The 21750-nt window shown below is 63.5% G+C and carries 25 protein-coding genes; 9 read left to right on the top strand and 16 right to left on the bottom strand.

Annotation, left to right across the window (positions count from 1 at the left end):
* The first annotated feature begins 84 nt into the window (after positions 1–84).
* Positions 85–1347, top strand: coding sequence for an IS21 family transposase (gene istA, locus JQC81_RS09650; protein ID WP_203271607.1), 1263 nt, complete (start codon positions 85–87; stop codon positions 1345–1347).
* Entirely contained in the window at positions 1344–2201 is an 858-nt protein-coding gene (gene istB / locus JQC81_RS09655; RefSeq protein ID WP_203271608.1) for an IS21-like element helper ATPase IstB, read from the top strand. Before istA ends, istB begins: the two co-directional genes overlap by 4 nt.
* Positions 2202–2251: 50 nt before the next feature.
* Here istB and JQC81_RS09660 read toward each other — a convergent pair whose 3' ends face one another.
* The 7 genes from JQC81_RS09660 to JQC81_RS09695 all read right to left on the bottom strand — a co-directional run bounded on the left by JQC81_RS09660 (position 2252) and on the right by JQC81_RS09695 (position 6781).
* Positions 2252–2575, bottom strand: a complete 324-nt coding sequence (locus JQC81_RS09660) for a hypothetical protein (protein WP_203271609.1) — start codon at positions 2573–2575, stop codon at positions 2252–2254.
* A gap of 730 nt (positions 2576–3305) precedes the next feature.
* A complete protein-coding gene (locus JQC81_RS09670; RefSeq protein WP_203271611.1) occupies positions 3306–3680 on the bottom strand; it encodes a winged helix domain-containing protein in 375 nt (124 codons plus the stop codon).
* Positions 3673–3873, bottom strand: coding sequence for a hypothetical protein (locus tag JQC81_RS09675; RefSeq protein ID WP_203271612.1), 201 nt, complete (start codon positions 3871–3873; stop codon positions 3673–3675). The genes JQC81_RS09670 and JQC81_RS09675 overlap by 8 nt, the downstream gene beginning before the upstream one ends.
* A gap of 99 nt (positions 3874–3972) precedes the next feature.
* Positions 3973–4224: a helix-turn-helix transcriptional regulator gene (locus JQC81_RS09680; protein ID WP_203271613.1), complete on the bottom strand. Its 252-nt coding sequence runs from the start codon at positions 4222–4224 to the stop codon at positions 3973–3975.
* Positions 4225–4496: 272 nt separating this feature from the next.
* Positions 4497–4706, bottom strand: coding sequence for a hypothetical protein (locus tag JQC81_RS09685; protein WP_203271614.1), 210 nt, complete (start codon positions 4704–4706; stop codon positions 4497–4499).
* A gap of 189 nt (positions 4707–4895) precedes the next feature.
* Positions 4896–6095: a tyrosine-type recombinase/integrase gene (locus JQC81_RS09690; protein WP_203271615.1), complete on the bottom strand. Its 1200-nt coding sequence runs from the start codon at positions 6093–6095 to the stop codon at positions 4896–4898.
* Between the two features lie 266 nt (positions 6096–6361).
* On the bottom strand, positions 6362–6781 hold the full coding sequence (locus JQC81_RS09695; RefSeq protein ID WP_203271616.1) for a hypothetical protein: 420 nt from the start codon (positions 6779–6781) through the stop codon (positions 6362–6364).
* Between the two features lie 148 nt (positions 6782–6929).
* On the opposite strand from JQC81_RS09695, the gene JQC81_RS09700 reads away from it, so the two are divergent.
* On the top strand, positions 6930–7283 hold the full coding sequence (locus tag JQC81_RS09700) for a RidA family protein (RefSeq protein WP_203271617.1): 354 nt from the start codon (positions 6930–6932) through the stop codon (positions 7281–7283).
* A gap of 35 nt (positions 7284–7318) precedes the next feature.
* Here the strand turns inward: JQC81_RS09700 and JQC81_RS09705 are convergent, their stop codons facing one another.
* The 3 genes from JQC81_RS09705 to JQC81_RS09715 form a co-directional block, all read right to left on the bottom strand.
* Positions 7319–8116: a glycosyltransferase family 2 protein gene (locus JQC81_RS09705; protein ID WP_203271618.1), complete on the bottom strand. Its 798-nt coding sequence runs from the start codon at positions 8114–8116 to the stop codon at positions 7319–7321.
* Positions 8117–8194: 78 nt separating this feature from the next.
* Complete coding sequence (gene gstA / locus JQC81_RS09710) at positions 8195–8809, bottom strand: glutathione transferase GstA (RefSeq protein ID WP_203271619.1); 615 nt, start codon at positions 8807–8809, stop codon at positions 8195–8197.
* A 117-nt stretch (positions 8810–8926) separates the two neighbouring features.
* Entirely contained in the window at positions 8927–9751 is an 825-nt protein-coding gene (locus JQC81_RS09715; RefSeq protein ID WP_203271620.1) for an endonuclease/exonuclease/phosphatase family protein, read from the bottom strand.
* A 230-nt stretch (positions 9752–9981) separates the two neighbouring features.
* Here JQC81_RS09715 and JQC81_RS09720 point away from each other — a divergent pair, with 230 nt between their 5' ends.
* Both JQC81_RS09720 and cueR read left to right on the top strand, forming a co-directional pair.
* On the top strand, positions 9982–12510 hold the full coding sequence (locus tag JQC81_RS09720) for a heavy metal translocating P-type ATPase (protein ID WP_203271621.1): 2529 nt from the start codon (positions 9982–9984) through the stop codon (positions 12508–12510).
* Positions 12507–12968, top strand: coding sequence for a Cu(I)-responsive transcriptional regulator (gene cueR / locus JQC81_RS09725; protein WP_203271622.1), 462 nt, complete (start codon positions 12507–12509; stop codon positions 12966–12968). Before JQC81_RS09720 ends, cueR begins: the two co-directional genes overlap by 4 nt.
* 15 nt (positions 12969–12983) lie before the next feature.
* Here cueR and JQC81_RS09730 read toward each other — a convergent pair whose 3' ends face one another.
* Positions 12984–13562, bottom strand: coding sequence for a tyrosine phosphatase family protein (locus JQC81_RS09730; protein WP_203271623.1), 579 nt, complete (start codon positions 13560–13562; stop codon positions 12984–12986).
* Positions 13563–13816: 254 nt separating this feature from the next.
* On the opposite strand from JQC81_RS09730, the gene JQC81_RS09735 reads away from it, so the two are divergent.
* The 4 genes from JQC81_RS09735 to JQC81_RS09750 all read left to right on the top strand — a co-directional run bounded on the left by JQC81_RS09735 (position 13817) and on the right by JQC81_RS09750 (position 16227).
* The gene (locus JQC81_RS09735; protein WP_203271624.1) at positions 13817–14548 is read left to right on the top strand and encodes a L,D-transpeptidase; all 732 of its coding nucleotides are present in this window, start codon (positions 13817–13819) and stop codon (positions 14546–14548) included.
* 116 nt (positions 14549–14664) lie between these two features.
* Positions 14665–14868, top strand: a complete 204-nt coding sequence (locus JQC81_RS09740) for a YgaP family membrane protein (protein ID WP_203271625.1) — start codon at positions 14665–14667, stop codon at positions 14866–14868.
* A 66-nt stretch (positions 14869–14934) separates the two neighbouring features.
* Complete coding sequence (locus JQC81_RS09745; protein WP_203271626.1) at positions 14935–15318, top strand: DUF1622 domain-containing protein; 384 nt, start codon at positions 14935–14937, stop codon at positions 15316–15318.
* Positions 15319–15534: 216 nt separating this feature from the next.
* Positions 15535–16227: an EAL domain-containing protein gene (locus JQC81_RS09750; RefSeq protein ID WP_203271627.1), complete on the top strand. Its 693-nt coding sequence runs from the start codon at positions 15535–15537 to the stop codon at positions 16225–16227.
* Between the two features lie 85 nt (positions 16228–16312).
* On the opposite strand, the gene tyrS is transcribed toward JQC81_RS09750, so the two are convergent.
* The 5 genes from tyrS to galE form a co-directional block, all read right to left on the bottom strand.
* On the bottom strand, positions 16313–17566 hold the full coding sequence (gene tyrS, locus JQC81_RS09755) for a tyrosine--tRNA ligase (protein ID WP_203271628.1): 1254 nt from the start codon (positions 17564–17566) through the stop codon (positions 16313–16315).
* A 205-nt stretch (positions 17567–17771) separates the two neighbouring features.
* Complete coding sequence (locus tag JQC81_RS09760; RefSeq protein ID WP_203271629.1) at positions 17772–18746, bottom strand: phosphoribosylaminoimidazolesuccinocarboxamide synthase; 975 nt, start codon at positions 18744–18746, stop codon at positions 17772–17774.
* Between the two features lie 121 nt (positions 18747–18867).
* Positions 18868–19938, bottom strand: a complete 1071-nt coding sequence (locus JQC81_RS33815) for a LolA family protein (RefSeq protein ID WP_203271630.1) — start codon at positions 19936–19938, stop codon at positions 18868–18870.
* A gap of 133 nt (positions 19939–20071) precedes the next feature.
* Complete coding sequence (locus tag JQC81_RS09770) at positions 20072–20608, bottom strand: DoxX family protein (RefSeq protein ID WP_203271631.1); 537 nt, start codon at positions 20606–20608, stop codon at positions 20072–20074.
* A gap of 107 nt (positions 20609–20715) precedes the next feature.
* The gene (galE, locus tag JQC81_RS09775) at positions 20716–21708 is read right to left on the bottom strand and encodes a UDP-glucose 4-epimerase GalE (protein ID WP_203271632.1); all 993 of its coding nucleotides are present in this window, start codon (positions 21706–21708) and stop codon (positions 20716–20718) included.
* Positions 21709–21750 lie beyond the last annotated feature (42 nt).

Genomic DNA, 21750 nt, shown 5'->3' on the forward strand with positions numbered 1-21750 from the left:
GGCCTGAGGCACGCTCTGGCCGTGCAGGCGCTCCCGCCGTCACCGATGATCCTCTCCGTGTGAGAACGGACGGGAGCGGCGACGGTGATCCAGCTTGGAGAAGTGCTTATGATCCTGGACCTTCATCGTCAGGGATTGTCCATCTCAGCCATCGCCCGCCGCACCGGCCGCGATCCCAAGACCATCCGCAAGTACATCGCCCGCGGCCTCGAGCCGCCCGTCTACGGCCCACGTCGGGTGGGACGCCTCGGCAAGCTGACGCCTTACCACGACTACCTGCGCGAGCGCATCACGGCCTTTCCCGACCTGAGTGCGGTTCGGCTCACCCGCGAGATCCGTGACCGAGGCTATCAGGGCGCCTACACGGCCGTGAAGCGCTTTCTCGCCAGCGTCCGTCCCGCTGATCAGCCCAGGCCCTTCGAAATCCGCTTCGAGACGCCGCCCGGCCAACAGGCGCAAGTCGACTTTGCTCGCTTCGTCATCACCTTCACCGACGAGCCGGAGATCACCCGCATCGTCTGGCTGTTCTCCCTGGTGCTCGGCCACTCGCGTTACATCTTCGCGCGCTTCGTCCTGCACCAGGATCTGCAAACCCTGCTGCGCTGTCACATGCTGGCCTTTGACAGCATCGGCGGCGTGCCGCTCGAGATCCTCTATGACCGCATGAAGACCGCCGTGACCGGTGAGGACGGCGAAGGCCACATCATCTACAACCGGGCCCTGCTCGCCCTGGCCCAGCACTACGGCTTCCAGCCCAAAGCCTGCCGGCCGTATCGAGCCAAGACAAAAGGCAAGGTCGAACGGCCCTTCAGCTATATCCGGCAGGACTTCTTCCTGGCGCGCTCCTTCTGCAATCTCGACGACCTCAATGCTCAATTGCGCGACTGGCTGGACACGGTGGCCAATGCCCGCCTGCACGGCACAACGCAACGGATCGTTGCGGAGGATTTTGCGGCTGAGCAGCCGGAGTTGCAGCCCCTGCCGGCCGCGCCCTTCGATGCCCTTCTCAAGCTCGAACGGCGGGTTAGTCACGAGGGGCTCGTGTCGGTGGGCGGCAACACCTACAGCGTTCCGGACCGCACCCGGCGCATCGTCGAGGTGCATCAACTGCCCGATCAGATCCGTATTCTCGATCAGGGCCGGCTGGTAGCCGTGCATCCGGTGCTCGAAGGCCGGCGCCAGTCCCGGGTCGATCCGGCGCACCGGCAGGGGCTGACCGCAAAGACGTCCTGCACTTCGTCCGAGCAGATTGTGGTCGGACGCCTGGGGGATCGGGTCGCGCGCCGTTCGCTGGACTTCTACCAAGCGGTGGCGGACTGCCTGGCAGCTGCGGGAGGGCGGTCATGACAGGCCATGCACACCCCACTCTCGAGAGCATCAGAAAGAGTCTGGTCGGCCTGCGGATGCCCCGCGCCCTGGAGATGCTCGACGCGACGCTGCGGCGCATCGAGCAGGGCGAGATCAACAGCATTGAGGCCCTCGATCACCTGCTGTTGGAAGAGCTGACCTTGCGCGAGAGCCGGCGCATCAAGGCGGCCCTGATGATGGCGCGGCTGACCACGGTCAAGACGCTGGCGAGCTTTGACTTTGCCTTCCAGCCCTCACTCGACCGCAATCGCATTCTGGCGCTGGCGGAGCTCAAGTTCATCGACCGGGCCGAGGCGGTGCATCTTCTGGGGCCACCCGGCACGGGCAAAAGCCACCTGGCGACAGCGTTGGCGGTGGAGGCGGTGAAAGCCGGCAAGAGCGTGTACTTTGCGACCCTGGCCGAGATCATTGCCACCCTGGCCAAGGCCGAGCGGGAGGGGCAACTACGCGAGCGCATCCGCTTCCTGTCCCGAGCTTCCCTGCTGGTGGTTGATGAGATCGGCTATCTGCCGGTCACGCCCGAAGGCGGCAATCTGTTCTTCCAACTCGTCAATGCCCGCTATGAGAAAGGCGCGATGATCCTGACCTCCAATCGCGGCTTTGCGGAATGGGGCGAGGTCTTTGGCGATCCTGTGGTGGCCACGGCTTTGTTGGATCGCCTTCTGCATCATGCGGTGGTAATCCAGATCGAAGGCTCGAGCTACCGCTTGCGCCAGCATGCCGAACTGGTTCCCGAGCACGTGCGCTCGAAAGCCCTGATCACCCCGCCACCAGCACCGAGGCGCCGTGGCCGCCCTCCAGGAGGCAAAGCAAACGATCATCCGACCGGCTGATCACCGGGCCCATCCCCACCCGTCAGGTCGGGAAAATTGAAAGCCCATATTTACGGGAGGTTCAACGCCCATTGACACCTGTAGAGCACCTGAACCCGCCGTCCTGTCCTTGGGCAGATGGCGTACCATTGCCAACCGCCAAAGTGCCTCGGCTCTGAAACAAGAGAGAATGCCTGCTGCTGTCCCTGAAAGGATAACCCCAGCAGACCACCATAGTACGACAGCTTCAGAATGGCCGTGATGGTCTCGCCCGAGCCATAGGTGAGCACGCATTGGATATGGCTGCCCGGCTTGCCCGCGCCACTCGGGATGAGCCTTGCCAGATCCAGCTTGGGTCCGCTTTCCAAGGTGAAACGCTGCCGGTCACGAGGCATGGCGACGTCCTCCTGGCCGCAGGTTCACCACGACTGCTGACGGCTCTCTCGCCTCGTCTACCCCAGACCCCATCTGGTAGATTATATGTGTACCTGTGGTGGGACCGCTGAGTGGTTCCAAACGGCGTTTGCGGTCACATGAGAGGGACAGTTCCCGGCAATTTTCTTTCGTGACGCTGGTTACTGTCTCTGTGGTGACACCGGCTGTCCCTCTGAGGGGACCAGCTACAGATTTCGACTGGTCAGGATGCCAACTCATGAACCTCTTGGACGAGCGCTCTCCTGTGCGGTCGCAGGGATGGAGTGTCAGACGATACTCTGCGGCATGCGGTGTCTTGCGGTCGAAATGGCCGCGAGAGCAAAGGTCGATGAAGCCCTTCTGTGTCAGCTCAGCGAATGCCCGTGCGGCGGTGTTCTTGGAGCATCTGGCGCGCTCCGCAGCATCTCGGGCAGAAAGAGCGATGCGACCATTGTTGCTGCCGTTGTAGATGGCAGCCAATTCAATGAAGACGCTACGAGCTACTGGCGAAAGCGAGCGCCAGGCAGGTGACCGGAGCATCCAATGTGGGAGGGACACGAAGCGCTCTGTTGTGCTTCGGCCCTTGTGGTTGTGACGTCTGGGCATGAGTTGCCTCACAGCGGCCCTGAGAAGCTCAAGGACGCCCGTTCTGAATGTTGATAAGGAAGAGTGCAGCCGAGGCATAAACCCCGGCTGCTGGGCTTCTCAGAGTCAGGAAGCAGGATCCGGCGTGTGGCCTAGGATTTGCGCGTAGGCAGCTCTCACCACATCGGAGAAGCCACGGGAGCGCTTGTCTTCGGCAAAGACCGTCTTGAGCACTTTGAGGGTTGTACGCAAAACGTAGCGCCCATGCGTTCCGGAATAAGGACCGGCGTGAGGCTTATCAATGGTGTCAATCGTGAGCCCGCGCTTCCGCAACGAGTGAACGTATGCGGACCAGCGCGGGGCGGGTCTCTCCAGAGGAATGACACCGCTCTGCCCAGCTTCCAGCAGGCAGCTGAGGGTCCATGCTTCACGCCCTTTCACACGCAAAATCTCGCCCGTGTCCAGCCGCTGCACGAGGAGTTCAACAACATCCTTAGGCATTGCGCGCCTCCGTGCTGAAGCCCGCCAGCTCTGCGACGGTGAGTGCGAGTGCCGGAGACAAACCGAACCGCGTGGAGAGGCTCTTCACCACACGAGGATGGGAGCGGAGTGGCTGCGATGCTGCCCAGGCAAAGAGCGGAAGCAGGCACAGGTTCTCATTGCGACGCAAGCGCCGCTTGTGTAGGTTATTCATAGTTTTCTACTTTCCTGCCCCGTGCGAGAGGCCCTCGTGCGGGGCCTTCTTTTGCACGGTCATGAGTGGGATGAGTTCAGAAGCTTGAAGCTTCGGACATCAGCAGTCGTTCGCAGCCCCGGCGATGAGGGCGCGGATATCCTCCACGCGCCATGCGGTGATGCGTGGGCCGAGTTTCACCGGTTTGGGATAGCGCCCGTCTTTAATGCCAGCCCACCATGTGGATCTGCTGACGGGAATAGGCCCAACTGGGGCAAGGATGCCGGGGAGCCGGACAAAGCCGGTCGGCGGGAGTTGAGTTGGTGCTGAAGAGTCTGTCTTCAGGCGTAAGTTATCACTCTGCAAAGCCATGTGCCTTGCGTCCTTTCATTGCTCGATTGTGAATGAAACGACGGACAGGGCTGACGAGAGAAATGATTGACTCACCTCGCAAGCCCCCAGTAGGCTTAACCCGCTCCCTTCCATGAGCGCAGGCTTCGGCCTACCAGGACTGTCCCCTGATTGGCGTCGGGGGGCAGCCCTTTTTTCACGTCGCTGACCTCTCTTTCGAGAAGCCAATCCTCAGCGGATCGTTTTGACCTGCATCGGACAGTTAATATTGTCTAAGCCTTGTTACGGAATTCTCAATCGCTTTCATCAGGCTCGTCGCGGAAGGCGTGCCAGGCCAGGGTGATGCGAGCCAGCGCGCTCATCACAGTCAATCCGGCGAAGGCATAGGCCAGGACAGCGAAGTTCTGTGGAAACAGGATCATGGCGACGAAGAACAGGATCGTCACCGTGCCCTCCATGGGTTCTACCGAGAAGAAGAGAAGGATTGATTGGTTGCCCTGCATGTTGTTGGCCTTTCCTGCAGAAGGCCGGTCTGCAGCGAATCAATCTGACCCGCATGAGACAAACATAAACCGTTAACGGTGTCCTAAAGGTTGCCGGATCGACACGAGGCGGGACTCGGCAGAACCTGTCCTCGCTATCCTCAATTCCCACACGTTTCCATACTTGGCCTATTTTGGCGTAGTTTGCTTTCAGCCGTGGGCAGAACCTAGGCGCACCACATTGCCGTGGGATTTCTGCTCAAGGAAGTTGGCCCAAGCGTCCATCAGCTTGCGGCGCTTCTCCAGAGCATCACCTCGCCGGTATGCCCGCTCGACCGCATCGCCCACCAAGTGAGCCAGAGCGGCCTCTGCCACCTCACGCGGGAAATGGGTCCGCTCGCCTGCCCAGTCGCGGAAGGCGCTGCGGAAGCCGTGGACCGTCACATCAAGCTTCATCCGCCGCAGCACCATCTCCAGTGCCATGACCGACAGCGGACGCCCCGGCTTCGTGCCAGGGAATACAAGGTCGCTGAGCCGCTTCCTCTGCATCTCCTGCAGGATCTCGACCGCTCGGGCTGACAGCGGCACGCGATGCACTCGCCCTGCCTTCATGCGAGCCGCAGGCACGGTCCAAACCCGCGCCTCCAGGTCGAACTCATCCCATGAAGCACCAAATACCTCCCCAGACCGAGCGGCAGTGAGGATGGCGAACTCCAAGGCACGTGGAGCAACACCCTCCCGCTCCCGCAGAGCCGCTATAAACACGGGCACCTCATCGAAGGGCATGGCCTTGTGGTGCCCGCGTGTGAGCCTCGCCCGCTTGGGCAGAACGGCATCGAGGTGCCCGCGCCACCGGGCCGGGTTCTCACCCATCCCCTGCCCTCGTGCACGGGCAAAGTCGAACACTCGCTCCATGCGCCCGCGCAGGCGGGAGGCCGTCTCAGGCTTAGCGGTCCAGAGCGGTTGGAGGACCTTCAGGACATCTTCTGTGCCAATCTCCGTCACCGGCTTGGCTCGGAGCGGCTCGCAGTAAGCCGTGAGGGTCATCTTCCACTGGGCGCGGTGCTTCTCGTTGCGCCAGGAGGAGGACATGCTCTCAATCAAGGCATCGGCAGCCTCGCCAAAGGTCATCACCTTGGGCTTGCTGTCCCGTGCCGCGATGGGGTCGAGCCCATCGGCCAGCTTCTGGCGAACCTCGGCAGCCCGCTCTCGGGCTTTGGCGAGTGGGACGTCCCGCAGAGGACGAAGCCCCATCTCCCGGCGCTTGCCGTCCGCCTTCCACATGAACACCCACGAGCGAGCGCCGCTGGCTGTGATGTTCAGGTACAGCCCGCCGCCGTCAGAGTGCCGTCCCGGCTTTGTGAGTGTTGCGACCGTCCTGGCGCTCAACGTGTGCAGCTGTCGTGCCATCTGCCCCTATCCTTCCCCACCTTCTTCCCCACCTTTGAGGCTGGATTGTAGCGGATGAAACTGGACTGCGTAAGACATACGCCAGGGCAAAAGCCTTGATTTCTAGGAGAATTTCGGATGCAGCTAGATGCGGCTGGACACTAGTATGGCGGACTCCGTCTCCGCCATCTGCTTTCTGAAGCCCTCGAGCATCCTGGCGAAACAAGGGTTTTGGAGAACCTCAGCAACCCTGACGTTGGACGTTTGAGGTTGATGCCAAGGTACGTTCAGCCCTTCACGCTCACAACGCCGGTCGCCACGCCCGGGCAGGCCAGAACGAATTCTGAATGCAGGCGGGTGTGCTCGATTCCGCTGACGACCGTGCAGCCCTTCAGGTGCGGGCTCGTAGCGATGTACTCGACCGCAGCTTCCTCATGCCTGACACCGGTCGCCCGCACCGGCACGACCCAGCGGCGCTGCTCGCAGAGGGTCTGGGCCACCTCGGACACCGCGTAGGCAGCCACTAGGATCGTCGGCTCGCCGGGTCTCTGGAAGACCTGATATCCGCCGCCGCATCGCGTCTCGACCTTGGCAGCAGGCGTTGCCACGTAGTAGGAGAGCGATCCGGGAGCCGTCCCACGGGCGCAGCCTGAGACGGATACGGCAAGGGCCGCAGCGAGAATCAAGGGCAGAGTCCGGGCGAGCATCGGTTCCTCGGGATGGGAGCAGGTTCAGCCGTCCTAGCAGCAATTGTTGAGCTTGTCTTGGGGTCCCTGGGGTGCTCTCCACTCCCGGCAGCCAAGGGGCTGTGCTAATCCAGCGCGCAATATGCAAGGGACCAGCAAGGATAAGGGCATGACGAACATTCGGCGCATCGGCGTGGCCGCGCGGTACAGCGACCTCGTGATCCTCGGCAATACGGCCTATTTCTCGGGCTATGTCCCTGAGACGACGCTCGATGGGTCCGTTGCGGAGCAGACCCGGGACATTCTCGGGCAGATTGAGCAGTCCGTGGCCGAGATCGGCAGCGACAGGTCGAAGCTGCTGCAGGCGACGATCTGGCTCGCCGAAATGGGTTCCTACGACGAGATGAACGCGGTCTGGGATGCCTGGGTCGTCCCCGGGCAGGCCCCGGCCCGGGTCTGCGTGGAATCCAAGCTGGCGGATCCCGACTACAAGCTCGAAATCCAGGTCACCGCTGCCCTTTGAAACGGCGAACCGGAGCCACTTCGCCGGAAAATGCTCTAGGCCCGTTCAGCCTTCGAACCGGTCTTGGCCAGCGCATTCATGCGCTTGCGCTCGTAGTGCTTCGCCAGGCGCAGGTGACGCCAGGTGGCGTAGTTCATGGCGATCAGGAAGCCGTAGGTGCCGCGCAGAACATGCAGCCGTCCGAAATAGGCTTTTAGGAAGGCGATGGGGAACTCGAAATAGACCCGCCATGTCGGGATCGAGATGCCCCTCACCTCGAAGTCGATGGCCTGCTGATCGGTATAGCTGTTGAGCTTGGCCAGCTGATCCCCGAGGGATCGCACGGACCGATGATGCACAAGACCCTTCAGCTTGCCGGTCTTAGTGCCGGGCTTCAGGTCAACCCGGTCATGAACGAGCGAGGAGGAATAGCGGCCGGCATCCCGACGGTAGAGCCGGACGGGCGTGACCCGATAGGCCAAAGGATGCGGAGCCGCTTCCCCCGGAAAGGTCTCGGCGATGCTGATGCCATAGGCCTGGCAGGGGGGCTCCCCATCGGCGAACAAGGCCCGGATCTCTGCAAGGAGCTCCGGCGACATCACTTCGTCCGCATCGAGATTCAGGAGCCAGGGGTGCCGGCACTGGTCCTCGGCGAAGCGCTTCTGAAGCCCGTAGCCCGCCCAGGGATTGTGGATCACGCGGGCGCCGAGCCCTTCGGCGATGGCTTGCGTCCCATCGGTGGATCCTGAATCGACAACCACCAAATCGTCCGTCAGGCCGTGGATGGCGCGGATGGTCGCGCCGATCCGGTCGGCTTCATTCTTGGTAATGATGAAGACGGAAACAGGAAGCATGGCAACGGGTGCCTAGCGGCCCTGCTGGTTCGTGGCAAGGGCTTTGAATCAACAGGCAGAATGGGTCAGTCGGATTGTTCAGGGCTGTGTCGCCAATCCCTCAGCCTCCAGGGCGCACTTCACCATCGGGCGGGCGGAGACCCGTGTCATGTAGGCGGTGACGGCCGGATGAGCCGAGAGGTCGATCCGATGAAAGCGGCTCCAGCTGAGCACGGTGAAACAATAGGCATCGGCAACGGTGAAATGCTCGCCGGCCAGATAGGACCGCTCCTGCAGGCACTGGTCGAGATAGGCGAAGCGGCGCTGGAGGTGGCTGACGGCCAGTTGCCTGGCTTTCGGCGGCATGGGAGCGGTCCAGAGCGGATCGAACCCCTTGTGAAGCTCCGCGCCGGTGAAGTCGAGCCATTCCTTGACCCGGTAGCGCTCCAGGGATCCCAGCTTCGGCAGGAGGCGGGCAGTGGGCACCTGATCCGCCATGTACTCGAGGATCACCGGCACTTCCGCCAGCACGTCCCCGCTATGAAGGGCAAGCGCCGGAACGTAACACTTGGGATTGATCCTGATGTAGTCCCGGCCGGAAGCCGTCGTCTGGGTTTTCAGGTCGACCTTGTCGTACTCGATCTGCAGGCCGGCTTCGCAGGCAATGATCCGCGGCGCGAGAGAGCAGGCTCCAGGGGTGTAGTACAGCTTCATCGTGACCCTTCTTCCCGAGCCCCCGCGGGAATTTAAAATTATAACGTAACACGATGCGTAATTCCTACGTCATACGATGGCGCTTTCAAGGCACCTTAGACTAATTGAAACAATATTTCACAAACGGTTTGTGAACTCACCGGCAAGCTCCCCTTCGCGGACTCGACCCGCAGCCTTGGGGTGCTTCCGGACGCGGAGCTGCGCCAAAAGAGGGAAGTGGTCCGATGCGACGCGGGTCAGAGGGGTCCGCACAGGTCCGGCGTCAACCACCTCGATCGATTTGGTGACGAAGACATGGTCGAGGCGCAGCACCGGCGCGCGGGTATGAAAGGTCGGCTGCGGCTCACCGAAGGAATTGGACAACTGCGCATCTTGCAGCCTGTCGGCGATCATCCGGTAGGAACGTGAAAGAGGCGGCGCATTGAAATCCCCCAGCAGCACCGCCGGCTCGGCGCAGTCGGGATGCCCGATCCAGTCCGGCCCGACCAGGGCTGAGGCCTGTGTTCGTCTTTCCCCGGAGCGGAGGGAGAGATGGGCATTGACCACCTGGATTGTCTGCCCGTCGATCTCCACGGCCACCCAAAGCGCGCTGCGCTTCTCGAAGGAGGGCCTGGTCGACTGGGTTGGGAGCCGTCCCGATTTTACCACCTGCGAGGAATGGCGCGTCAGAACCGCAATGCCGTACTGCTCGCCCAGGATGCGGATCGTGGGCTGGAAGTGCAGGTCCATGCCGAGAGCCGAGGCCACGGTTGCAGCCTGATCCACCTCCCCGGCCCTCACCCGCCCGACGCGGACTTCCTGCAGGGCCACGATGTCGGGCTGGCAGGATGCGATCACCTCCGCGATCCGGGTCGGGGAAATCTTCCTGTCCGTGCCGAGCCAGCGGTGGACGTTGTAGGTGAGGATCCGAAGGGTCTGCCCGGGGCTCTCGCTGTGCTTCAAAGGTTCGGTCCGGCTCAATTGTCGTTACAGGTAAAGGCACCGCCCCGCTTGGCACAAGCCAAGAGGCCTCCTTGTGCGGCGTATGGAGCAAACGTGTCGGATCAATGACTCTGCTTCAAGGCCGGTTCCAAGGCTTGGCAGTATCGTGAAGCCACATTTCCCGAGCGCTTGACCTTCCCATCATTGGAAGGACTAAACCTGCTCCCCATATCAGGATCAGGAGATCTCTCATGGCCACCGGCAAACCTGCCTCCACTGCTGCGATCGACATTTTCATCCAGGGCATGACCTGCGCCTCGTGCGTGAACCGGGTCGAGAAGGCCATCCGGTCGGTCGAGGGCGTCACGGCCGCCAACGTCAATCTGGCGACGGAGCAGGCCCATGTGGAACTCGGGTCCGCCGGAGCCGACCCCGCCGCCGTCGCCGAGGCGATCCGCACGGCGGGCTATGAGCCCTCCGACAGCATCGTCGAGCTGAAGATCGATGGCATGACCTGCGCGTCCTGCGTCGGCCGCGTCGAGAAGGCACTGAGCCGCGTCCCCGGCGTGCTGGAGGCCAATGTCAACCTTGCCACCGAGCGCGCCTCGGTTCGCTATCTGGGCGGACCGGACATGGTGGGCCGCCTCATCGACGCCGTCGGGCAGACAGGCTACGAGGCCGAGGCGTTGCGGCAGGACGATGATCGCACCGACCGAGAGCGGGCTGCCCGGGAGGCGGAGATTTCCGGCCTCCGGCGCGCGCTCGCCATTGCAGCCATTCTCACTCTGCCCGTGTTCGCGCTCGAAATGGGCTCGCACTTCATCCTGGCTATTCATGACTGGGTGATGGGGACCCTTGGACACCGCACGAGCTGGTATCTGCAATTCGCGCTCACCACCCTCGTGCTGTTCGGGCCGGGCCTGCGCTTCTTTAGCAAGGGAATCCCTGCCCTCCTGCGCCGGTCGCCGGACATGAACTCCCTCGTGGTGCTCGGCACGAGCGCGGCTTATGCCTATTCGGTGGTGGCCACCTTCCTGCCCGGGCTTCTGCCCGCCGGCATGGCCAATGTCTATTACGAGGCCGCGGCCGTCATCGTGACGCTTATCCTCCTGGGGCGCTACCTGGAGGCCAAGGCGAAGGGGCGCACCTCCGAGGCGATCAAGCACCTCATGGGCCTGCAGGCCAAGACCGCCCGTGTGATGCGCGATGGCCAGCTCCTGGAGATCCCGCTCGATCAGGTGCTCGCCGGCGACATGGTGCAGGTGCGTCCGGGCGAAAAGATCCCGGTCGATGGTGAGGTCGTGGAGGGCTCGTCCTTCGTCGACGAGTCCATGATCACCGGCGAGCCGGTGCCGGTGCAGAAGGCGGAAGGCGCCGAGGTTGTGGGCGGGACCATCAACAAGACTGGCAGCTTCACCTTCCGCGCCACCCGCATAGGGTCCGACACGGTGCTGGCCCAGATCATCCGCATGGTGGAGCAGGCGCAGGGCTCCAAGCTGCCGATCCAGGCGCTGGTCGACCGGGTGACGGCGTGGTTCGTGCCGGCCGTGATGGCCGCGGCCGCCCTCACCTTCCTGGTCTGGCTCGCCCTCGGCCCTGACCCGGCGCTCACCTTCGCGCTGGTGAACGCGGTGGCCGTGCTGATCATTGCCTGCCCCTGCGCCATGGGATTGGCCACGCCCACGTCCATCATGGTCGGCACAGGCCGGGCGGCGGAACTCGGTGTGCTTTTCCGCCAGGGCGAGGCCCTGCAGAGCCTGAAGGAGGTCGGCGTCGTCGCCCTCGACAAGACCGGCACCCTGACGCAAGGGCGCCCGGAGCTGACCGATTTCGTGACCGCACCCGGTGTCTCGGAGACGGATGCGCTGAGGCTGGTCGCCGCCGTGGAAGCCCGCTCGGAGCACCCGATCGCTCAGGCCATCGTCGCAGCCGCCGAAAATCGCGGCCTCTCCCTGTCTTCGACCGACAGCTTCGAGGCCGTGCCGGGCTTCGGCGTCTCGGCCATGGTCGAGGGACGGAAGGTCGATGTGGGGGCAGACCGTTTCATGACGAAGCTCGGACTCTCGATTGCGGAGTTCGGCGATACAGCCGCCCGCCTTGGCGCCGAGGGCAAGAGCCCGCTCTATGCGGCTGTCGATGGCCGGCTTGCCGCCATCATCGCGGTTGCCGACCCGATCAAGTCGTCGACGCCCGAAGCCATCGCGGCGCTGCATGCCCTTGGACTGAAAGTCGCGATGATCACCGGCGACAACCGCAGGACGGCCGAGGCCATCGCCCGGCGGATCGGCATCGATGAGGTGTTGGCGGAGGTGCTGCCCGACGGCAAGGTCGAGGTGGTGAAGCGGCTGCGCGCAACCCACGGCAGGATTGCCTTCGTGGGCGACGGCATCAACGATGCGCCGGCGCTGGCTGAGGCCGATATCGGCATCGCCATCGGCACGGGCACGGATATCGCCATCGAGAGCGCCGACGTGGTACTCATGTCGGGCGACGTGCGCGGCGTGGTGAACGCCATCGCCCTGTCGAAGGCGACGATCCGCAACATCGGCCAGAACCTGTTCTGGGCCTTCGCCTACAACGTGCTGCTGATCCCGGTCGCGGCGGGCGTGCTGTATCCGGTCTACGGCATCCTGCTCTCGCCGATTTTTGCCGCGGGCGCCATGGCGCTCTCCAGCGTCTTCGTCCTCGGCAATGCCCTGAGGCTGCGCGGCTTCAAGGCTCCCGTTCCGTCCGCGCAGGGCAACGCCCCTGCCGCTCAAACTGCCGAAGGTGTCGCATGAATATCGGTCAGGCCGCTCAAGCCTCCGGCGTCTCCGCCAAGATGATCCGCTACTACGAATCCATCGGGCTGATCCCGAAGACGGTGCGCACGGAGGCCGGCTACCGGGTCTATTCGGATCATGACGTGCATACCCTGCGCTTCATCCGCCGATCGCGCGATCTCGGCTTCTCGGTCGAGCAGATCGCCGATCTCGTGTCGCTCTGGCAGGATCGCGAGCGGGCGAGCAAGGACGTGAAGACCATCGCGCTGGAGCATGTGAGCGTGCTCGAGCACAAGATCCGCGAATTGCAGGAGATGGCCTCGACCCTGACGCATCTCGCCAGGAACTGCCATGGCGACACGCGCCCGCATTGCCCGATCCTAGAGGAACTGGCGAACGACGAAGCTGGAGCAGTGCACCTCAAGCCGGATGCAAAGTTCGGCGCGTTGGGCAAGGCACCGGCGCGACAGGCCTGATGCGGATGGCGACCGTTAGGCCGCCATCTCCACCTCGCGGCCGCGGCCCAGATCGCGCATGAGTTGCTCATAACGGGGCATCCGACGAATCTGGCGTCCGTAATGCCGACGCAAGGCATCAACAAGCCGCCCATCGCGGGACAGAAGCCCATCGGCGAACTCGACCATGCGGGAGTTCGGCCATGCCTGAGGGCGGATTTCGGTCAGTCGCTCGTAGAGCCTGTCCTCGCTCTCCTTCGGATCCGCCTGGGCCATGAGCGTCAGCATCGCGGCCGTCGAGCGCGACACGCCCATATGGCAGTGAACGAGCAGATGCCCTTCCGCCCCTCCGCCATGGTTCTTCGCAACCTCCTCGCCGAAGCGCAGCACCGCCTCCACATGCTCAGGCGCAGGGAGAATCATGCCCGCGATGGGGTTGATGATGTCATGGAAGCGCAGGATCGTCCTGTGATGCGGATCATAAGCCTCGAAGGCCTCGGGGTCCGGGTGGTCCGGATCAAGAATCGACAGCACATGGGTCACGGACCGCTCGCGCTGATCGGGCAGTTCCGAGATGCCGCAGATCGTAAGCATCTGGATGGGAGGGGATTGCATCGAGGCACTCGCTTGAAAGCTGAATCGGGACAAAGACCTTACCGGACCTTGTCGGGAGGTTAACTCGTGCCTCGGGAATTGGATCGTCCTGTTCAAAAGACTGTGTCTTGCAAACCACAGGCGCCCTCTGCCACATTCCGGCCACTGAAGATTCACCTTCTCGTCACTCCTGGGACTATGTCTCTTGAGGAGTACCGCTGCCCACCAGGGTCGCGGATGATGCCAATAACCAGAAACTGCAGGTTGCCCCACTGATGTTTGCTGCACTGGCCCCGAGCCGATCCTTGTTGCGCAGAGCCGTTCGCGCCTTTGTCCTGCTTCTTCCCATAGCCCTGGCGGCTTGCGTCTCCACCCAGCCTCCCCCGCAGCAGGCCGTGCGCCGCATCGACCCTGCCTATGCGGCGATGTATGGGCCACGTCCCGACGAGCCTCATCCGCTCCCAGCCACCGACATTTCCGAGGTCGACCCTCGCTTCCTGCGCCGCGAGGTTGCCTATTACGGCCGCGAGGAGCCCGGCACCATCGTGGTCGATACGCAATCCCGCTATCTCTACCTGGTGCGCGAAGGTGGCCGCGCGATTCGCTACGGCATCGGCGTCGGCAAGGAAGGCCTCGCCTGGAGCGGCCGCGCCCGCATCGGCCGCAAGGCCACTTGGCCGCGGTGGACGCCGACCGCAGCGATGATCAAGCGTGAGCCGGAGCGAAACGCCCGCTGGGCCGGCGGCATGGAAGGCGGCCTGAACAATCCGCTCGGTGCACGCGCTCTCTACCTCTACGACAACGGCCGCGATACCATGTATCGCATCCATGGCACTACCGAGCCGTGGTCCATCGGCGAATCCGTGTCGAGCGGCTGCATCCGCCTCTTCAACCAAGACATCATCGACCTCTACAACCGCGTGCCCGTGGGCTCACCCGTGGTCGTGATGCAGGGGCAGCGCCTCTTCGACGTCGAGGACGAGATGCGGGTGTCGTCGGCCTTCTGATGGTGCCTGAGAAATACCAGACAGAGCAAAGGGCTGGCCGCTGGCTAGCCCTTTTTCTTCAGTGACCTGTCGCACCCAAGGTGTAGGATCGCCCTGTCTCTGCTGGAGGCATGGTCATGACAGTGGAACGCGCAATCCTTCTGACCGTCGGCGGGCTCATCATCCTCAGCGTCCTGCTCGCCGTCTATGTGAACATGAATTGGCTTTGGCTCACGGGCATTCTGGGCGCCCATCTGGTGCAGGCTTCATTTACGGGTATGTGCCCGGTGGTGATGATGTTCAAGCGCATGGGGCTGCCGAGCAAGGCCGGTTTCACCTGAGACCTACCACTGGAGGCTTCCGCGGGCTGTCCTATGAATCTCTAGGACAGAGGCACAGGAGCTTTCATGGACGAATGGTTCTCTCCGGCGCTGAAGCTCATGACGCGTGCCATCGAGATCGGCGGGATCGCGGTCATCGTCCTCGGGCTTCTGGGCGCCACCATCGGGGTCATCTGGCAGGTGCTGCGGGGGCGCTCCGGGTCGGACGCCTTCAGCCTCTATCGTTCAAACCTCGGGCGCGCCATCCTGCTCGGCCTCGAGTTCCTTGTCGCGGCCGACATCATCAACACCGTCGCCATCGATCCAACGCTCCAGAGCCTGCTCGTCCTCGGCGGCATCGTGCTGATCCGAACCTTCCTGAGCTTCTCCCTCGAAGTGGAAATCGAAGGACGCTGGCCCTGGGATCGCCACAAGGCCGAGGGCGAGCGCTCCTCACGCCGCGCGACCTAAGGCTGGAAGGCAGGCCTCGCAGATCGCCGCGATGCGGCGGTGATCCGCCACAGGGCATCACAGCCTCCCTTGTGATGACGTTAGGGCAATCTCAAGAAACATTGCCCATAATGGCTTGTGCAATTCTTCAGCAACCGCACGGAAGCGCCTGTGAACGACACAAGACTAGGATGCCAGGGATGCCGGAACGGTGAGCCGCTTCCATTCGACTTCACAATGGCCTTCCACCCGATCGTCGATCTCGCGCGAGGAATTGTCTGGGGTTACGAGGCGCTTGTGCGCGGCACCAAAGGCGAGTCCGCCGGAGCCATCCTGAGCCAGGTGGATGAGGAGCGGCAGTACAAGTTCGACCAGGCCTGCCGGGTGAAGGCCATCGAATTGGCGGGACGGCTCTTTCCGGCAACGGAAGACACGAAGCTCTCCATCAACTTCATGCCGAATGCCGTCTATGAGCCTGCCGCCTGCATCAGGACGTCGTTGGAGACGGCGCGCCGCGTCGGTTTCGACATGAAGCGGATCATGTTCGAATTCACCGAGAACGAGCGCATGACGGATACGAAGCACGTTGCCAGGATCATCGCGGAATACCGGCGTCTCGGCTTCATCACGGCCATCGACGATTTCGGTGCCGGCCACGCGGGCCTGAACCTTCTCGCCAACTTCCAGACCGACCTCATCAAGATCGACATGGAACTGATCCGCGGGATTGCGGATTCCGCAGCACGCCAAGCCATCGTTGCCGGCATCCTGGTGATGGCCCGAGCGCTCGACATCACGATCATCGCCGAAGGGATCGAGACTGAGGCGGAGCTCTCGAGCCTGCGCAGCGCCGGCGTCAACCTGTTCCAGGGTTTCCTCTTCGCCCGTCCGGCCGTCGAAAGCCTGCCTACGGTTTCACTGAACGCTTGAAGGTTTGCAGGCCACAACTCGTGCCAGCCCGGCCAATGATATTGAATGGCGGCCCGGTCCTTGGGCCGCCAATCCTGTTGAGGCATCATTCGCTGACATGCACCAGAACATGCCGTTTCTTGCCGGCCGTCAGCTTCAAGGCGCCCTCGGTCAGATCGGATGCCGTGACACGGGCATCAGCATCCTGCACGAGCGCGCCGTTCAGCCTTGCCCCGTTGTTGAGCACGAGACGACGGGCTTCACTCTTGGAAGTGGACAGCCCTGCCTGAACCAGAAGCTGCGCGAGGGTCACACCGGAGTCGAGTGCGGCCCGTGGCAGATCGATGCGCGGAAGCCCGGCGGCATGCTCCCCTGCCTCGAAGGCTCGTCGAGCCGTCTCCGCAGCCTCGCGAGCAGCATCCTCCCCATGAGCTAGCTTTGTCGCCTCCTTGGCGAGCACCTGCTTCGCCTCGTTGATCTCGGCGCCTTTCAGCTGGCCGAGCCGTTGCACCTCATCGAGCGGCAGCTCGGTGAAGAGACGCAGGAAGCGGGCGACATCGTCGTCCTCGACGTTGCGCCAGAACTGCCAGAACGCGTAGGGGCTGAGTTTCTCCGCATTGAGCCACACGGCGCCACTTGCCGTCTTGCCCATCTTGGCTCCGGCCGAGGTGGTGAGCAGTGGCGTCGTCAGGCCGAAGAGCTGACGCTGGTCGATGCGGCGGGCCAACTCGATTCCGTTGACGATGTTGCCCCACTGGTCCGAGCCGCCCATCTGCAGCACGCAGGCATGATGGCGCGACAGCTCCAGGAAATCGAAAGCCTGCAGCACCATGTAGTTGAACTCGAGCAGCGTGAGCGGCTGCTCGCGCTCCAACCGCTGGCGTACGCTGTCGAAGCTCAGCATCCGGTTGATCGTGAAATGCGTGCCGAAATCGCGCAGGAACGGCAGGTAGCGCAGCGGGTCGAGCCAGTCGGCATTGTCCACCATCACCGCATCGGTCGGCCCGTCGCCGAATGTGAGGTAACGGGAGAAGACCTGCTTCAACCCCGCAGCATTCCGGGCGATCTGCTCCCCGTCGAGCAGCGGCCGGCTCGCATCGCGGAAGCTCGGATCACCGATCTGCGATGTGCCGCCGCCGATGAGCACGACCGGCTTGTGGCCGCACTTCTGCAGCCAGCGCAGGGTCATGATCTGCACGAGGCTTCCCACATGAAGGCTGTCCGCCGTGGCGTCGAAGCCGACGTAGGCCGCAACCGGCCCGGCCGCGAGCCTCTCGTCGAGGGCTGCCAGATCGGTGCATTGATGAATGAAGCCGCGCTCAGTAAGCGTCTTCAGGAATTCGGATTTCGGGATGCTCATGTCTGTCTCCTGGGATTGAGCGGGAGCCGCTGCCCGGAGACCTGATCACCAAATGAAGATGCCGCCGGAGAGCGGCGGCATCGAACGTTTGGTCGCAACCGAACGGAGCCGCCCTATGGGGACGGCGTAAAATAGTTCGTGAAATTGGTGCGACCGGTGATCATGGGCGCAAGCTACTGTCAGGAGACCAGATCGTCAACCGGTTTCAGAAATACGCTTTCAGATTCCCGCGCACCCGCTCCAGCACCGGCACGTTCGGATCCGGCAGAGCGAAATTCTGCCCGGTGATGCGCTCAAAGGCGTCGATGTAGACCCGCGAGGTTTCCAGAACCACGTCCTGCGGGATCTCCGGGACATCGTCCTTGTAGGGATCGCAGCGCGCCACCACCCAGTTCCGGACGAAATCCTTGTCGAAGCTCTCGGGCCGCTCGCCCGCCTCAAACCGCTGCCCGTAGCTTTCCAGGAACCAGTAGCGGCTCGAGTCCGGGGTGTGGATCTCGTCGGCGATCATGATCGTGCCGTTCTCGTCGATGCCGAACTCGTATTTCGTGTCGACGAGGATGAGGCCGCGCTCGCGCGCCATCTCCCGGCCCTTCGCGAAGAGCGCGAGGGCATAGTCCGAAACTGTTTGCCACTGCTCCCGAGTCAGCAGGTTCTGTTCGACGATCTCGGCCGGCGTCAGCGGCTCGTCGTGGCCGCCGTGGAAGGCCTTGCTGGTCGGCGTGATGATGGTCTGCGGCAGCTTCTCGTTGTCACGCATGCCATCCGGCAGGCGGATGCCGTACATCTCGCGCTCGCCCTTCTTGTAGAGGGAGAGAATCGACGTGCCCGTGGTGCCGGCAAGATAGTCGCGCACCACGATCTCGACAGGCAGGATGGTGAGCCTGCGCCCGATCAGCACGTTCGGATCCGGATATTCGATCACGTGGTTGGGGCAGATGTCGGCGGTGGCCTCGAACCAGAACTTCGCCGTCTGGGTCAGAACCTGGCCTTTGAGCGGAATGGCCGCGAGGTTGCGGTCGAAGGCGCTCAGGCGGTCGGACGCGATGATGATCCGGCGCCCGTCCGGCAGATCGTAGTTGTCGCGCACCTTGCCGCGGTAGTGGTTCGGCAGCTCGGGGATGGTCGCGTCCTCTAGGACATAGCCCGCATAGGCTCCAAGGGCTGCTCTATCCACCATGCTCACCTGCCAAGGGTTTCCACGCGCCGCACTGCGGTGGCGGCAGGCGGAGTTCTAGCCGGAAATCGCGTCCGTGCTAGACCCCGGGGGCCAAAAACCTGCCCTGTCCACCAGAACGGGCTTACTGGCCGGCCCGCGCGTCCCGGCGATAGGTCGCATTGAGGCCGGACAAGGTCACGGTGGTCTCGTAGCCCTGGGCATCGACGATGGTCCACGCTTTGAGCGCATTCGCACGGGTGTCGAAGCGAAGCGTGATCTTGGAAGTTCCGCCGAGGGTGGCGCTGTCGTCGAAGCGGACGGTCACCACGCCGTCGCGGCCCACCTGCACGTCGCGGACCTTGGTGTCCCGCAACAGGTCAATATTGTCCTGCACGAGGAACTTCAGGGGTGTCTGGCCGACCGGATAGACATCGTTGGTGCCGAGCTTCTTGTCGCGGATCGCCACGTTTTTCCCGTCGGAGACCACCTCGAGGGTGCTCGGCGGGGCATAGGCGAAGTGGAACTGTCCGGGGCGGCGCATGGAGAGGTTGCCCTCCGCCTGCTGCCCGTTGGGGTTCTTCTGCACGAAATAGGCCGACAGCTGGTCGAGGCTGTTGAAATAGGCGTTCACCCGGTCGAGGGCCTCCTCGGGCGATTTCGGCCCGGGGGGCGAGGTCGGCGTCGGGGCCGACGCGGGTGCCGCCACGGCGGTCACGGCTGGAGCGGCCTGAACCGGGGTCGAGCGCGCAGGCTTCGGCGGCTCGGCAACCTTGGCCGGAGGCGGTGCCTCAACGGGCTTGGGCGGTTCCGCCGTCTGGACGGGCGGTGGGGCGGCCGCCTTCTGGGGCTCGGGCGGCTGAGCGCTCGGCTTTTCGGTGACGGCGGCAGGAGCCTGGGGCTTCGGCTGCGGTTTCGCGGCTGTCTGAGGGGCAGGCTGCGGTTTTGGCTGGGCCGCCCTTTGCGGCGCCGGGGCCTGCGGCTTCGCAGCGGCCGCCCTCGGCTGGGGGCGGGGCTGGGCCTGCGGGCGGGCGGGTGCCGGTGCGGACTCGGCCTGCGGCGCAGCCTGCGGGGCGCTCGCGGGAGGGGCCGGCTTCTTGAAGACGCCATCCAGGAATCGGGTCAGTGGATCGGAGGGCTGCTGAGCAGCGGCCGGGGACACGCACGCCAGGGCAAGAACAAGACCGAGAATGCAACGCGAGGACGAATGGAGCATGACGCCACTGCTAATCTGGAAAGACACGACGGCCGGTGCGCAAAAGCACGGCCCGTCAAGGCTTTATGGCCTGGATAAGAGGCTGAATGAAGGCAGGAACCCTGACGGGATAAGCGATTCTTGTCCAGGGCAGTCAGGCCGCATCGGCCATTTCGTCCTCGTCCATGGCCTGACGGACGGGAGTCGAACGCGGCTTCGGATTGCGCGGGCGGGAAGGCTGCCGCTTCGTGGCCTTGGCCGGCTTCGAGGGGCTGACGGTGCCCTTCCACCAAGCTTGCCAGCTCCAGGCACCGGGTCCTGTCAGGGTGTAGAAGAGGAGCCCCGCGAGCACCCCAAGATGGGACAGGAACACGGCCTGCTCGGCCTGCCGCGTCAGCCCGCCGTAATCCCAGAAGCGGTGCAGGGTTCCGGTGGTCACCACGAGGGCGGCGATCAGCACGGAAGCGCTCAGGCGCGGCGCCAGTCCCAGAACCAGGGCGAGCGGCCCGAAGACCTCCGCCATGACCACGACGGTCGCCACCACATCCCCATAGGGCATACCCTTCATGGTCAGCGTCGCGGCGAAGCCGGAGATGTTCATGGCCCGACCAACGGCACCCGGCAGGAAGCAGCCCGCCAGCAGCAGGCGGTTCAGCAGCAGAACTCCATTGACGCCTGCACCTCTGTCCATGCCCTGACCTCCGCCTCGTGCCGGCCGGGAATCGGCTGGCGCTCGGTGAGCATTTGACGGAAAGGTTCTTAACCTGTTCTTAGCGCCGCCGGTGGTTTTGCCCTTCTCTACAGCTTGAGATTTCTTTCCCGGAGCATGCTTTCCCAGCGCAGGGAATGGTCCACGATGCTGGCGAGATCGTCATGGCGCGGCTGCCAGCCCAGGCGGGAGCGGATGCGCGTCGAATCCGCCACAATCGTCACCGGATCCCCGGCCCTGCGCGGCCCGAAGCGCGCCTCGACGGGCTTTCCGGAGACTTTTCGGACCGTCTCGATCACGTCGGACACCGAGTAACCGTGCCCGTAGCCGCAATTCACCACAAGGCTCTCCCCTCCCTGGTCGAGATGGTTCAGGGCGCGCATATGGGCTGCGATCAGGTCGGTCACGTGGATGTAGTCGCGAATGCAGGTTCCGTCCGGCGTCGGGTAGTCCGAGCCGAAGATCTCCATGTGGGAGCGCATACCGAGAGCCGTCTGGATTGCCACCTTGATGAGGTGCGTGGCATTCGCCGTCGACTGGCCATGGCGCATGGCGGGGTCGGACCCGGCCACATTGAAGTAGCGCAGGATCACATAGCGCATGTCGTGGGCGGCCGCGACGTCGCGCAGCATCACTTCGGTCAGTTGCTTGGAACTGCCATAGGGGGAGAGCGGCGCGAGCGGCGCGTCCTCGCCGATGGGCTTGTCAGAGGTGTTGCCGTAGACCGCAGCCGTCGACGAGAAAACGAACTTCTTCACCCCGGCGGCTACGGCGGCCGCCATGAGGGAGCGGCTCTTGACGGTGTTGTTGAGATAATAACCGAGAGGATCGGTCACGGATTCAGGCACCACCAGCTTGGCGGCGAAATGGGCGATGGCGTCAATCTGGTAGGTCTGCAGGGTGCGCAAAACCAGCTCGAAATCGCCGATGTCGCCCACCACGAGCGGCACGCCCTCCGGCACGGACCAGCGGAAGCCGGTCGACAGATTGTCGAACACGATGGGCTTGTGGCCGGCATCGAGCAGGGCCAGGACCATGTGGCCGCCGATATATCCAGCCCCGCCGGTGACGAGAACGTTCATGAAATCTCCTGAAACCGCATGCTCACCTTTTTGTCATGGTGG

Source organism: Microvirga arabica, from assembly GCF_016811235.1.
GTDB lineage: Bacteria > Pseudomonadota > Alphaproteobacteria > Rhizobiales > Beijerinckiaceae > Microvirga > Microvirga arabica.

What these genes read in the sequence shown, in the direction of transcription:
- istB (WP_203271608.1), top strand. Translation starts at nt 1,344, where the DNA reads ATGACAGGCCATGCACACCCCACTCTCGAGAGCATCAGAAAGAGTCTG.
- JQC81_RS09660 (WP_203271609.1), bottom strand. Translation starts at nt 2,575, where the DNA reads ATGCCTCGTGACCGGCAGCGTTTCACCTTGGAAAGCGGACCCAAGCTG.
- JQC81_RS09670 (WP_203271611.1), bottom strand. Translation starts at nt 3,680, where the DNA reads ATGCCTAAGGATGTTGTTGAACTCCTCGTGCAGCGGCTGGACACGGGC.
- JQC81_RS09675 (WP_203271612.1), bottom strand. Translation starts at nt 3,873, where the DNA reads ATGAATAACCTACACAAGCGGCGCTTGCGTCGCAATGAGAACCTGTGC.
- JQC81_RS09680 (WP_203271613.1), bottom strand. Translation starts at nt 4,224, where the DNA reads ATGGCTTTGCAGAGTGATAACTTACGCCTGAAGACAGACTCTTCAGCA.
- JQC81_RS09685 (WP_203271614.1), bottom strand. Translation starts at nt 4,706, where the DNA reads ATGCAGGGCAACCAATCAATCCTTCTCTTCTTCTCGGTAGAACCCATG.
- JQC81_RS09690 (WP_203271615.1), bottom strand. Translation starts at nt 6,095, where the DNA reads ATGGCACGACAGCTGCACACGTTGAGCGCCAGGACGGTCGCAACACTC.
- JQC81_RS09695 (WP_203271616.1), bottom strand. Translation starts at nt 6,781, where the DNA reads ATGCTCGCCCGGACTCTGCCCTTGATTCTCGCTGCGGCCCTTGCCGTA.
- JQC81_RS09700 (WP_203271617.1), top strand. Translation starts at nt 6,930, where the DNA reads ATGACGAACATTCGGCGCATCGGCGTGGCCGCGCGGTACAGCGACCTC.
- JQC81_RS09705 (WP_203271618.1), bottom strand. Translation starts at nt 8,116, where the DNA reads ATGCTTCCTGTTTCCGTCTTCATCATTACCAAGAATGAAGCCGACCGG.
- gstA (WP_203271619.1), bottom strand. Translation starts at nt 8,809, where the DNA reads ATGAAGCTGTACTACACCCCTGGAGCCTGCTCTCTCGCGCCGCGGATC.
- JQC81_RS09720 (WP_203271621.1), top strand. Translation starts at nt 9,982, where the DNA reads ATGGCCACCGGCAAACCTGCCTCCACTGCTGCGATCGACATTTTCATC.
- cueR (WP_203271622.1), top strand. Translation starts at nt 12,507, where the DNA reads ATGAATATCGGTCAGGCCGCTCAAGCCTCCGGCGTCTCCGCCAAGATG.
- JQC81_RS09730 (WP_203271623.1), bottom strand. Translation starts at nt 13,562, where the DNA reads ATGCAATCCCCTCCCATCCAGATGCTTACGATCTGCGGCATCTCGGAA.
- JQC81_RS09735 (WP_203271624.1), top strand. Translation starts at nt 13,817, where the DNA reads ATGTTTGCTGCACTGGCCCCGAGCCGATCCTTGTTGCGCAGAGCCGTT.
- JQC81_RS09740 (WP_203271625.1), top strand. Translation starts at nt 14,665, where the DNA reads ATGACAGTGGAACGCGCAATCCTTCTGACCGTCGGCGGGCTCATCATC.
- JQC81_RS09745 (WP_203271626.1), top strand. Translation starts at nt 14,935, where the DNA reads ATGGACGAATGGTTCTCTCCGGCGCTGAAGCTCATGACGCGTGCCATC.
- JQC81_RS09750 (WP_203271627.1), top strand. Translation starts at nt 15,535, where the DNA reads ATGGCCTTCCACCCGATCGTCGATCTCGCGCGAGGAATTGTCTGGGGT.
- tyrS (WP_203271628.1), bottom strand. Translation starts at nt 17,566, where the DNA reads ATGAGCATCCCGAAATCCGAATTCCTGAAGACGCTTACTGAGCGCGGC.
- JQC81_RS09760 (WP_203271629.1), bottom strand. Translation starts at nt 18,746, where the DNA reads ATGGTGGATAGAGCAGCCCTTGGAGCCTATGCGGGCTATGTCCTAGAG.
- JQC81_RS33815 (WP_203271630.1), bottom strand. Translation starts at nt 19,938, where the DNA reads ATGCTCCATTCGTCCTCGCGTTGCATTCTCGGTCTTGTTCTTGCCCTG.
- JQC81_RS09770 (WP_203271631.1), bottom strand. Translation starts at nt 20,608, where the DNA reads ATGGACAGAGGTGCAGGCGTCAATGGAGTTCTGCTGCTGAACCGCCTG.
- galE (WP_203271632.1), bottom strand. Translation starts at nt 21,708, where the DNA reads ATGAACGTTCTCGTCACCGGCGGGGCTGGATATATCGGCGGCCACATG.